Origin of the sequence: Pseudomonas sp. NBRC 111132, from assembly GCF_001320565.1 — a bacterium.
Classification (GTDB): domain Bacteria; phylum Pseudomonadota; class Gammaproteobacteria; order Pseudomonadales; family Pseudomonadaceae; genus Aquipseudomonas; species Aquipseudomonas putida_P.
Genome location: NZ_BCBI01000004.1, coordinates 152831 through 164574 on the forward strand (window position 1 = coordinate 152831; position 11744 = coordinate 164574).

Annotated in this window: 11 protein-coding genes; 7 read left to right on the forward strand and 4 right to left on the reverse strand. The window is 63.2% G+C overall.

Going from position 1 to position 11744, the window contains the following annotated elements; translation table 11 throughout:
• Nucleotides 1–66: 66 nt before the first annotated feature.
• From tpx to APH35_RS03515, 4 genes are all read right to left on the reverse strand, one after another.
• Nucleotides 67–567 carry a thiol peroxidase gene (gene tpx, locus APH35_RS03500; RefSeq protein WP_060494130.1) on the reverse strand — a complete coding sequence of 167 codons (501 nt, stop codon included), beginning with the start codon at nucleotides 565–567 and terminating at the stop codon, nucleotides 67–69.
• A gap of 167 nt (nucleotides 568–734) precedes the next feature.
• Nucleotides 735–2015 (reverse strand): serine/threonine transporter, encoded by a 1281-nt coding sequence (locus APH35_RS03505; protein ID WP_012271974.1) that lies wholly within the window; start codon nucleotides 2013–2015, stop codon nucleotides 735–737.
• A 296-nt stretch (nucleotides 2016–2311) separates the two neighbouring features.
• Nucleotides 2312–3508, reverse strand: coding sequence for an amino acid aminotransferase (locus tag APH35_RS03510; RefSeq protein ID WP_012271973.1), 1197 nt, complete (start codon nucleotides 3506–3508; stop codon nucleotides 2312–2314).
• A gap of 129 nt (nucleotides 3509–3637) precedes the next feature.
• The gene (locus APH35_RS03515) at nucleotides 3638–4663 is read right to left on the reverse strand and encodes an Ldh family oxidoreductase (RefSeq protein ID WP_060514216.1); all 1026 of its coding nucleotides are present in this window, start codon (nucleotides 4661–4663) and stop codon (nucleotides 3638–3640) included.
• 141 nt (nucleotides 4664–4804) lie between these two features.
• Here APH35_RS03515 and APH35_RS03520 point away from each other — a divergent pair, with 141 nt between their 5' ends.
• From APH35_RS03520 to APH35_RS03550, 7 genes are all read left to right on the forward strand, one after another.
• The gene (locus APH35_RS03520; protein ID WP_012271971.1) at nucleotides 4805–5677 is read left to right on the forward strand and encodes a MurR/RpiR family transcriptional regulator; all 873 of its coding nucleotides are present in this window, start codon (nucleotides 4805–4807) and stop codon (nucleotides 5675–5677) included.
• Nucleotides 5678–5699: 22 nt separating this feature from the next.
• A complete protein-coding gene (locus APH35_RS03525; RefSeq protein ID WP_060494129.1) occupies nucleotides 5700–6452 on the forward strand; it encodes a transporter substrate-binding domain-containing protein in 753 nt (250 codons plus the stop codon).
• A gap of 173 nt (nucleotides 6453–6625) precedes the next feature.
• On the forward strand, nucleotides 6626–7345 hold the full coding sequence (locus tag APH35_RS03530; RefSeq protein ID WP_012271969.1) for an ABC transporter permease: 720 nt from the start codon (nucleotides 6626–6628) through the stop codon (nucleotides 7343–7345).
• A complete protein-coding gene (locus APH35_RS03535) occupies nucleotides 7342–8052 on the forward strand; it encodes an ABC transporter permease (RefSeq protein ID WP_060514217.1) in 711 nt (236 codons plus the stop codon). Before APH35_RS03530 ends, APH35_RS03535 begins: the two co-directional genes overlap by 4 nt.
• Before the next feature lie 16 nt (nucleotides 8053–8068).
• Nucleotides 8069–9313, forward strand: a complete 1245-nt coding sequence (locus APH35_RS03540; RefSeq protein ID WP_012271967.1) for an NAD(P)/FAD-dependent oxidoreductase — start codon at nucleotides 8069–8071, stop codon at nucleotides 9311–9313.
• 22 nt (nucleotides 9314–9335) lie between these two features.
• Complete coding sequence (locus tag APH35_RS03545) at nucleotides 9336–10118, forward strand: amino acid ABC transporter ATP-binding protein (RefSeq protein ID WP_060494128.1); 783 nt, start codon at nucleotides 9336–9338, stop codon at nucleotides 10116–10118.
• A 458-nt stretch (nucleotides 10119–10576) separates the two neighbouring features.
• Complete coding sequence (locus APH35_RS03550) at nucleotides 10577–11386, forward strand: gamma-glutamyl-gamma-aminobutyrate hydrolase family protein (RefSeq protein ID WP_060494127.1); 810 nt, start codon at nucleotides 10577–10579, stop codon at nucleotides 11384–11386.
• Nucleotides 11387–11744 lie beyond the last annotated feature (358 nt).

Below are 11744 nucleotides of genomic sequence, written 5' to 3' on the forward strand. Positions count from 1 at the left end.
CGGGCCGTTACAGGGTGTTGCTTGGGGCGACGGTGGGCTGCAGATGCCCGCCCTACCCCACAACCTTTACTTCAGTACAGCCAGCGCTGCATCGTAGTTCGGCTCGTCGGCAATTTCACCAACCAGCTCGCTGTGCAGCACCTTGTCGCTCTCGTCCAGCACCACCACGGCGCGGGCGGCCAGGCCGGCCAGTGGGCCGTCGGCGATGGCGACGCCGTAGTTCTCGAGGAACTCGCGGCCACGCAGGGTCGACAGGTTCTTCACGTTTTCCAGGCCTTCTGCGCCGCAGAAGCGGGCCTGGGCGAACGGCAGGTCGGCGGAAATGCACAGTACCACGGTGTTGGTTACATCATTGGCCTGGGCGTTGAACTTGCGCACGGAGGTGGCGCAGGTTGGGGTGTCGACGCTCGGGAAGATGTTCAGCACCTTGCGCTTGCCGGCGTAGTCCTTCAGCGACTTGTCAGCCAGGCCTTCACCGACCAGGGAGAAGGCCGGAGCCTGGGCGCCGACTTTCGGCAGTTCGCCTTTGACCTGAACCGGGTTGCCTTTGAGAGTCACTTGAGCCATGACGAAATCCTTATACGGGGTTTGAAAAGGACACTGAGTTAAGCATGAAGGCGGCCGGGTGCCTATGGGGGTAGGTGAAATTGTTCTATTGCCGGACAATTCTTGTGGACAAAAAAATGCCCAGGTTGCGACAAGCGCCCCGGGCATTCTTTATTTCTGGCAGCGAATCAGCCGAGCAGGCCGTACACCACCGAGGTCAACGCAACCAGGCCGACCACCACAACGAATACGTTGGAGGCTGCACCGCTGTACTTGCGCATCGACGGTACACGGCGGATGGCGTACATCGGCATCAGGAACAGCAGCACCGCAAGGATCGGACCGCCGAGCGATTCGATCATGCGCAGGATGCTCGGGTTGAGGGTGGCGACGATCCAGCACACCACCAGCATCAGCGCGGCAACTACGCGGTCCAGGGTTTTGGCACCCGGGCGCGCGCCGGTCTTGGCGATGATGCCCTTCAGGCCTTCGCTGGCACCGATGTAATGGCCCAGGAACGACTTGGCAATGGCCACGAAGGCGATCAACGGCGCAGCGAACGCGATGGTCGGGTTGCTGAAATGGTTGGCCAGGTACGACAGGATCGACAGGTTCTGTGCCTTGGCTTCGGCCAGCTGGGCGCTGCTCAGGGTGAGCACGCAGCTGAACACGAAGAACAGCACCATCACCACCATCAGCAGGTGGGCACGACGCAGGATCTGGCCGCTGCGCTCATCGGCGTGCTCGCCGTAGCGGCGCTTCTGGTCAACGGCAAAGGCCGAGATGATCGGCGAGTGGTTGAACGAGAACACCATCACCGGAATGGCCAGCCACAGGGTGTGCAGGAAGGCCGAGGCCGGTGGCACCTGGGTAGCGCTGTCGAGGATGCCACCCGTCCAGTGCGGCACCAGGTACAGGCCCAGCAACGCCAGGGCGACGATGAACGGGTACACCAGCAGGCTCATGACCTTGACCGTGGCCTGCTCGCCACAGCGCACGATGGCCAGCAGGCCGAGGATCAGCACGAACGACAGGATGGCCCGCGGCGGCGGCTGCATGTGCAACTGGTGCTCCATGAAGCTGGACACGGTGTTGGTCAGCGCCACGCTATAGATAAGCAGGATGGGGAAGATGGCGAAGAAGTACAGCACGGTGATCGAGGCACCGGCGGTGCTGCCGAAGTGCTCCTTGACCACTTCGGTAATGTCGCCACCGTTGCGCCCCGACAGGACGAATCGGGTCAACCCACGGTGGGCAAAGTACGTCATCGGGAAGGCCAGGATGGCCAGGATCAGCAGCGGCCAGAAGCCGCCAAGGCCGGCGTTGATCGGCAGGAACAGGGTTCCGGCGCCAATGGCTGTGCCGAACAGGCCCAGCATCCAGGTGGTGTCGTGACGCGCCCAGCTGCCAAGGGTGGCGGGGGTCGATTCTGCAAAGCGTTGTTCAACGCTTGGGGCCTGCTCATTCATTCCGGGTGAAGCTCCACTCGCAAGACTGCAACAGGCTGAGAATGGCGAAACAGTGCCTTCGCCCAACTCAACCGGAAAAGAGGGGCGCGATTGTGCACGGAAAGGTTGCACTTGCGAAGCCCTTTTCCGAGGGGCGGTTGCACTTGTCTTTACAAGTGAGGTGCAGCTGGCTGAAAACGCGGGTTGCAGCAATGACCTGTGGGGGCGGCGTTGCGCCGCGAAAGGGCCGCAAAGCGGCCCTGGCATTACTCGCTGCGAAGCTGCGAATGCAGGGGCCGCGCTGGGCCCCTGGAGGATTACTTCTGAACGGCGGCGAACGCTTCGGCAACCCGCTGCAGGTTGGCCGGGCGCAGGCCGGACATGCACACGCGGCCGCTGTCGATCAGGTACACACCGAACTCGTCACGCAGGCGACGCACCTGCTCGACGCTGAAGCCGGTGTAGCTGAACATGCCGCGCTGGCGCAGGAAGAACTGGAAGTCCTGGCCTGGCAGCAGCACGGCCAGGGCATCGACCAGCGCCTGGCGCATGTCGAGGATCCGCTTGCGCATCACTTCGACTTCTTCGGCCCACTGGGCATTCAGGCCTGCATCGCTGAGCACGCCAGCCACCAGCTGGGCGCCGAAGTTGGGCGGGCTGGAGTAGTTGCGGCGCACGGTGGCCTTCAACTGGCCAAGTACGCTCTGGGCAGTGGCGTCGTCATCGCACACCACCGACAGGCCGCCTACCCGCTCGCCGTACAGCGAGAAGATTTTCGAGAACGAGTTGCTGACCAGGCACGGCACGCCGGCACGGGCCATTTCGCGGATGGCGTAGGCGTCTTCCACCAGGCCTTCAGCGAAGCCTTGGTAGGCGATGTCGAGGAACGGGATCAGCTGGCGCGCCTTGACCACTTCGACCACTTGCTGCCACTGGTGCTGTTCCAGGTCGGCGCCGGTAGGGTTGTGGCAGCACGGGTGCAGCAGGACCACGCTGTTGGCCGGCAGGGTCTGCAGGGTGGCCAGCATGCCGTCGAAGTCCACGCCACGGGTGGCCTGGTCGAAGTACGGGTAGGAGTGCACCTTGAAGCCTGCGCCTTCGAAGATGGCGCGGTGGTTGTCCCAGGTCGGGTTGCTGACCCAGACTTCGGACTGCGGGAAGTAGCGCTTGAGGAAGTCGGCACCAACTTTAAGGGCACCGGAGCCGCCCACGGTCTGCACGGTAGCCACGCGACCGCCCGTCACGGCGGGGTGATCAGCACCGAACAGCAGCGCCTGGATCGCCTGGCGGTAGCTGGCCAGGCCTTCCATCGGCAGGTACAGGGAGGCTTCGTGGTCCTGGCCGGCCATGCGTTTTTCCACCGCATCCACAGCCGCCAGTTGCGGCACCACGCCGGCCTCATCGTAGTACAGGCCAATACTCAGGTTGACCTTGTCGGCGCGCGGGTCGGCCTTGAAGGTTTCCATCAACGAGAGGATCGGGTCGCCGGCATAGGCATCGACATGTTTGAACACAGCGTGCAGCTCCTTGGATCAGGACAGTTCGAAAAGGCAGACCTGAGCATACCCGGAGTGCAGGCTCAGGAACATCCACTATTGTGCAAGGTTGTCTATGCAACATTGCATGGCCCGACGGTGCAGGGGTCAGCCAAGCAGCTCTTTCAGGCCCTGCAACTCCTGCTCGGTCACCGCCACCCCTTCCTCCTCGGCCACCTCCCGCTCGCGGTAACGCCGCTCGCCCGGCATGCGCGTCAGCCCTACGGCCTGCATCTGCTCCACCAGTTCACGGCTGCGCTGGGCAAACCGCTCGCCTTCGGCCTTGCTGGGGTCGATGAGGATGATCAGTTGCCCGGTCCACGGCGTCTTCGCCCCCGGGTGCCCCGACCAGTCGAACTCCCAGGAGAAGTGCCCGCCGGTCAACGCCGCCGCCAGCAACTCGACCATCATCGAAAGCGCCGAGCCCTTGTGCCCGCCAAACGGCAGCAAAGCGCCGCCTTCCAGAATCGCCTTGGGCTCGGTGGTCGGTTCGCCATTGGCATCCACGCCCATGCCTTCAGGTAGCTGCTGGCCAGCCCGCGCAGCAATCTGCACGTCGCCATGGGCCATGGCGCTGGTGGCCATGTCGAAGACGATCGGGTCATGTTCGGCGCAAGGCGCGGCAAAAGCGATGGGGTTGGTGCCGAACAGTGGCTTGCGCGCGCCATGTGGCACCACGCAGGTCATGCTGTTGACCACGCTGAGGGCAACCAGGCCCTCTTCGGCGAACGGCTCTACATCCGGCCACAGCGCAGCGAAGTGGTGCGAGTTGTGGATTGCCAGCACGGCGATGCCGGCGTTGTGCGCCTTGGCCACCAACAGTTCTCGGGCCGCCGCCAGTGCCGGCTGGGCAAAACCACCCGCGGCATCGACACGCACATAACCAGCAGCCACGTCGCTGACCTTGGGTGTGGCCTGGCCATCGACCCAACCGCTGGCCAAGGTCGAAACATAACCGGGCATGCGGAACACCCCATGGCTATGAGCGCCATCACGCTGGGCGCTGGCGCAGTTGTGGGCCAGCACCCGAGCCACGGCCTCGCTGCAACCATGGCGCTGGAAGATGGCCTGCAGCAGGCCCTGCAGCTCGGAAAAGGGCACGCGCACAATGGTGCTGGTGGAGGGTGCGGACATCTGAAGCTCCTTGTTGTTTTGGATTGGCTACAGCGTTGCAACGACAAAAACTTTCCTGCATGTGACAGCAATCTGTCAAATGTTGACTTGATGACAGAAAACATTCATTTTCTTCTCAAGCCTTACCCCTGGAGCCGCAGCATGAGCCAACCGATCAAGCAACGCCTGGAAAACAGCCTCGAAGGGGCCGCTGCCTCGGGTCGCAAGATCGCCACCTACATGCTCGCCAACCTGCACGAACTGCCGTTCCAGACTTCAGCCAGCATTGCCGCCAAGCTGGGCGTCAGCGAATCGAGCGTCGGGCGGTTCTGCCGCTCATTGGGTTATGCCCACCTCAAGGCGCTTAAGCAAGACCTGCAGAACGATCTTGGCGATGGCCCATGGCTGGTGGGTGATCGCCTGCAAGATTACCGCCAGAACCAGGACGCCAGCGACAACGCCGGCAGCCTGGAGCTGGAAATCGCCGCCTTGGTGCGCGTGCACGAATACCGCCAGAGCACGGCCTGGCACACCGTGGCGCAACGCCTGGCGAGCAAGCCCAGGGTGTTCATCGCCGGTTTCCAGACCGAGCGTGGCATCGCCATGTGCATGAGCCACTTGCTGCAATACCTGCGCGATGGTGTGCAGCTGGTCGACATCAGCGCTGGGCACTTCGGCGAAGTGCTGCTGGGCCGCGCCGAAGACAGCGCCCTGGTGGTGTTCGAGGCGCGCCGCTATTCCCGCCACGCCCTGATGCTGTGCCAGAAGGCACGCGAGGCTGGCATTGCGGTCACCCTGGTGACCGACACCTTCTGTGACTGGGCCGATGCCAATGCCGACGAGGTGTTCCGCATCCCCACCGAGTTCAATCTGTTCTGGGAATCCACCTCGACGATGCTGTCGTGGGTGCACCTGATGGTCAACGAGGTCTGCAAGAAGCTCGGGCCGGATGTTGAAAAACGCTTGGAAGCGACTGCCGCTCTACATAACGAATTCGTCGGCTACACCTCGTGGTCGACGGGCAAACAACAATAGCAAGAGTGCAATGAGGTGCGAGATGAACAAGTCCATGGCCTTGGTGGGTGCGTGCGCCCTGCTGCTGGCGGGTGCCGCCAGTGCCGAAACCCTGCGTTTCGCCACGGAGGGTGCCTACCCGCCCTTCAACTATGTAGACGCCGATAACAAGCTGCATGGCTTCGATATCGACATCACCCATGCCCTGTGCGAACAGATGAAAGTGGAATGCACGCTGGTGGCCCAGGACTGGGAAGGCATCATCCCCGCCCTGATGGCACGCAAGTACGACGCAGTGGTGGCGTCAATGATCGACACCGAAGAGCGGCGCAAGAAAATCGCGTTCACCGACCACTACTACCGCACGCCACTGACCGTTGCGGTGGCCAAGGACAGCAAGATCGACAGCGCCCAGACCGACTTTGTCGGCTACACCGTCGGCGCCCAGTCGTCCTCCACCCAGGCCATCTACGCCGAAGACGTGTATGGCAAGGCCGGTGCCGATGTGAAGCTGTACCCAACCATGGACGAGGCCAACGCGGACCTTGCCGCAGGCCGCCTGGACGGCGTGATTGCCGACAAATTCCCGCTGCACGAGTGGATGAGCAAGAACGGCGGGGACTGCTGCAAGATCCTCGGCGATGTGGCCGACACCAAGGCCGATGCCGCCATTGCCGTGCGCAAGGACGACCAAGCCCTGCGCCAGCGCCTGAACACCGCGCTACAACAGATCGTGGCCAACGGCACCTACCAGAAGATCGCCAGCAAGTACTTTGCTTTCGATATCTACAACTGATCTTCAGGAAACTGCGCAATCCCTGTAAGAACGGCCTTGTGTCGCGATAGGGCCGCAAAGCGGCCCCGGCGTTCTTCGCGGCGAAGCTGAAAATGTGGGGGCGCTACGCCCCCCTATCGCGACACAAGGCCGCTCCTACAAAGAGACCGCGTTGCCCATCTTAGGGGTTCGTCATGCTCGATCAATTGTCCTTGCTGTCCTTCGCCAGCGGAGGCTGGGGCCAGGCGTTGCTGGCCGGCGCGCTGGTTACCGTTTCCCTGGCCCTGGCCTGCCTGCCCATCGGCCTGCCACTGGGCCTGGTGGTCGCCCTGGCGGCGCGCTCGCGCAAGCGCCTGCCACGGGCCTGGGCCACTACCTTTTCAACCGTGTTTCGCGGCCTGCCCGAGCTGCTGACCTTGCTGATCATCTATTACGGCTGCCAGATCGCCGCGCAGAAGATCCTCGCCGCCATGGGCTACGAGGGTGAATTCCTGATCAACACCTTCCTCGCCGCGATGATTGCCTTCAGCCTGGTATTTGCCGCGTTTTCCAGCGAGATCTGGCTGGCGGCCTTCAAGACCCTGCCCAAGGGCCAGCTGGAAGCCTGCTCGGCCTTGGGCCTGAGCAAGCGCACCGGGTTCTTCAAGGTGCTGCTGCCACAACTGACCCGCATCGCCCTGCCCGGCCTTTCCAACAATTGGCTGTCGCTGCTCAAGGACACCTCGCTGGTGTCGACCATCTCACTGGTCGACCTGATGCGCCAGACCAACCTGGCGGTCAGCGTGACCAAGGAGCCGATGTTCTTCTACGGCGTCGCCTGCCTGGGTTACCTGCTGTTCGCGGCACTGTCCGGGCGCGTGTTCGCCTACATCGAACGGCGTAGCAACCGCCACCTGCTAGGAGCACGCGCATGAGCCTCGATCAACTGCTGGCGCTGGTACTCGACCCCGACCTGCTGGAGCGCTACGGCCCACGCTTTCTCGACGGTTTGCTGGTAACTGCCAAACTGGTGGCCATTTCCTTCACCCTGGGCGCCGTGCTCGGCCTGCTGCTGGCCCTGGCACGCATGTCGCGCAGCCTGGTGCTGCAGCGCTTGGCCGCCGGTTACGTGTACTTCTTCCGCGGCTCGCCACTGCTGGCGCAGCTGTTCCTGCTGTATTACGGGCTGGGCTCGCTCAAGGGCTTCTGGCAGGACGTCGGCCTGTGGTGGTTCTTCCGCGAGGCGTGGTTCTGCACCTTGCTGGCGTTCACCCTGAACACCGCCGCCTATCAAGCCGAGATCTTCCGCGGCAGCCTGATGGCCGTTGCGCCCGGCCAGCATGAGGCGGCACGGGCGCTGAACCTGAAACGCTCGACCACCTTCTTCAAGGTGATCTTGCCGCAGTCGCTGCTCGTGGCCATCGGCCCACTGGGCAACGAACTGATCCTGATGATCAAGGCCAGCGCGATTGCCTCGCTGGTGACCATCTACGACCTGATGGGCGTGACCAAACTGGCCTTCTCGCGCAGTTTCGACTTCCAGATCTACCTGTGGGCGGCCGTGCTCTACCTGGTGATCGTCGAGCTGGTAAGGCGCCTGCTGAAACACTTGGAAGGCCGCTTGGGCCGCCACCTGAACTGACCGAAGGATACGTTCCATGCATTGCCAGACCCTTGTCCTCGGCGCCGGTATCGTCGGCGTCAGCACCGCCCTGCACCTGCAGGCCCGCGGGCGCCAGGTGATTCTGATCGACCGCGACGAACCGGGCAGCGGCACCAGCCACGGCAACGCCGGGCTGATCGAGCGCTCCAGCGTCATCCCCTACGCCTTCCCCCGGCAACTGGGCGCGCTGCTGCGCTATGGCCTGAACCGCCAGCCCGATGTGCGCTACAGCCTGGCGCACCTGCCCAAGGTCGCACCGTGGCTGTGGCGCTACTGGCGCCAGTCGGCGCCCGGCCGCCTGGCTGGGGCCGCCGCCGATATGCTGCCGCTGGTACAACGCTGCGTCGAAGAACACGACGCGCTGATCGAAGCGGCCGGCCTTGAAGGGCTGGTGCAGGCCAAAGGCTGGATCGAAGTATTCCGCGACCCTGCGCTTTTCGAGCAGGCCAAAACTGACGCCAAGGGCCTGAGCCGCTACGGCTTGCAGTTCGAGATACTCGAATGCGGGCAACTGCAGGCACGCGAGCACCAGTTGGACGCCACCGTGGTCGGTGGCATTCATTGGCTCGACCCAAAGACCGTGAACAACCCCGGCGCCCTCACCCGTGGCTATGCCGCGCTGTTCCTGCAGCGCGGCGGGCAGTTCCTGCATGGCGATGCGCGCAGCCTGCGCCAAGCCAACGGCCAGTGGCGGGTAGAAAGCCGTCGTGGCCCGGTTACCGCCGACGAGGTGGTGGCCTGCCTCGGCCCGCAGTCGGCGGACCTGTTCAGCGGCCTGGGCTATCAGATTCCGCTGGCGATCAAACGTGGCTACCACATGCACTACAGCACCCGCGACGGCGCACAGTTGGAGCACTCGATCTGCGATACCCAGGGCGGCTACGTGCTGGCGCCGATGGCGCGCGGTGTACGCCTGACCACCGGCATCGAGTTCGACGCAGCCGGGGCGCCTGGCAACCAGATCCAGCTGGGCCGTTGCGAAGCCTTGGCGCGCAAGCTGTTCCCGGCCCTCGGCGAGCGGCTGGACGACACCCCATGGCTGGGCCGTCGCCCTTGCCTGCCCGACATGCGCCCGGTGATCGGCCCGGCACCGCGCCACCCGGGGCTGTGGTTCAACTTTGGCCACGCCCACCACGGCCTCACCCTGGGCCCGGTCAGCGGCCGGCTATTGGCCGAACTGCTCACTGGCGAGCGCCCCTTCACCGACCCCGCGCCCTACAGCGCGACCCGTTTCGACTGAACCCACGCGGGAGAAAAACAACATGACCGCACCACTGAGCCTTGCCACCCTTGCCCCCGAACCCGACCCGCGCCCGGTGCTGATCCGTATCGAAGGCCTGAACAAGCATTACGGCGCCTTCCACGTGCTGCGTGACATTGACCTGCAGGTGCGCGAAGGCGAACGCATCGTGCTGTGCGGGCCCTCCGGCTCGGGCAAGTCGACCCTGATCCGCTGCATCAACCGCCTGGAGATTGCCCAGCAGGGCAGCATCCAGGTGGATGGCATCGACCTGTCAGCCACCACGCGCGAGGCCGCGCAGGTGCGCAGCGACATCGGCATGGTGTTCCAGCATTTCAACTTGTTTCCACACATGAGCGTGCTCGACAACTGCCTGCTGGCCCCCACCAGCGTGCGCGGGCTGTCACGCAAGGACGCCGAGGAGCGGGCACGCATGTACCTGAGCAAGGTCGGCATCGAAAGCCAGGCGCACAAGTACCCCAGCCAGTTGTCCGGTGGCCAGCAGCAGCGCGTGGCCATCGCCCGGGCGCTGTGCATGAAGCCACGGATCATGCTGTTCGACGAGCCTACTTCGGCGCTGGACCCGGAAATGGTCGCCGAGGTGCTGGATGTGCTGGTGCAGTTGGCCGGCACGGGCATGACCATGCTGTGCGTCACCCACGAAATGGGCTTTGCCCGGCAGGTAGCCGAGCGCGTGCTGTTCCTTGAGGGTGGGCAGATCATCGAAGACAGCCCGCCGCAGGTGTTCTTCAACCAGCCGCGCACCGAGCGGGCCAAGGCGTTTCTGGCGCAGATACTGCACTGAATGGAGGTCTGATGCGTGTGGGAACGGCCTTGCGTCGCAAAAGGGCTGCGCAGCAGCCCCAGCAATGTGCATCAGTGCTGAAATCCGGGGCCGCTTTGCGGCCCTTTCGCGACACAAGGCCGCTCCTACAAGGACCGCGCTTGCCTCGAGCGCCTTGCTCATTGCACCGCTGCAAAGACCCAACTGCATCGTTAAATATTATTGACCAACGCCCCCGCCAAACCCACGCCACCACAGGCCCGCATCGGTTTCAGCCCCCAAAAACCGGCGCATCCCCCGCATTAAAGCCCTCTTCCGTCGTTTGACATATCGAACGGCTCTGGCAAGCTATCTACATGCCCCGACCGGAATCGTCGCCTCTGACGAGCCGGCAGTGCTCGGGGCTACAGGCAGCACCCAGAGCCCCGCGCCGTGCGCCTGCACAACAACGACAGGTTGAACCTGTCCCAAGGTGACATATGTCCAACAGCAACATTGGCAACAAGCAACCTTCCCTGCGCAAACCCGTCGTCCTGATGACCATGGGCAGCCAAGAGCGCAAAGGCCATGACTATCAGGTCATGACCCACAAATACATCACCCCGCTGGTCGAGTTTTCCGATTGCGTCCCGGTACTGGTGCCCACCTGCTGCGGCATTGAAGACCTCGAGACCTACCTGGACATGGCCGACGGCGTGTACCTGACGGGCGCTGGCAGCAACATCGACCCGGCCCTGTATGGCCAGGAAAATGAAACCCCAGGCAAGGGCCAGGACCAGAACCGCGACCTGTTCGACATCCCACTGGTCAAGGCGGCGATCAAGCGTGGCCTGCCAATCTTCGGCATTTGCCGTGGCATGCAGGAAATCAACGTGGCCCTGGGTGGCGACATCTACCAGAAGGTCTACGCCGAGCCTGGCTTCAATGACCATCGAGAAAACCCGGAAGACCCGGTTGAAGTGCAGTACGCCCAAGTACATGGGGTGAAGATCCAGCCGGGCAGCTGGCTGCGTGACACCCTGGGTACCGACGAGATTCGCGTCAACTCGCTGCATGGCCAGGGCCTGCACAAGCTCGGCGCCGGTATCGAAGCTATCGCCCATGCCGAAGATGGCCTGGTTGAAGCGATTCACGCGCCGAGCATTTCGCCGTTCCTGTTCGCCGTACAGTGGCACCCAGAATGGCAAGCGGCGAAGAACCCTGATTCGATCAAGATCTTCCAGGCTTTCGGCGATGCCTGCCGAGCCCAGGTACGCAAGGCGCAGGTCAAGCGCCAGCACGCTGCCTGACATTCAGTTTCCTCTGCTTTGATCGCGGGGCGGCGCAAGGTCGCCCCCGTTTCCCCGGTCACCCTCTGCTGGTCCCAGAACACTTCCCGTGGAATCGGGCGGCGGGCTCGTGCCTGTCTCCGCGATCGTTTTTTACCCCTTCCCACCTAAGAGATACGATGACCAACATGCGGTCGCCGTGTCATTTTTAGCGCCTGCGAGATCGAGCGCCGCCATCCCCAGACCGGCGCACACAAATTTTTCTGCAAGGAGGGCTAGTCATCGCTTAAGTTGTACGATAACTTACCTCTAACACAGAACAACACCCTTCACCCAAGCGCCACAGGATGCCAACAACAATGAATCCACAAGAACTTAA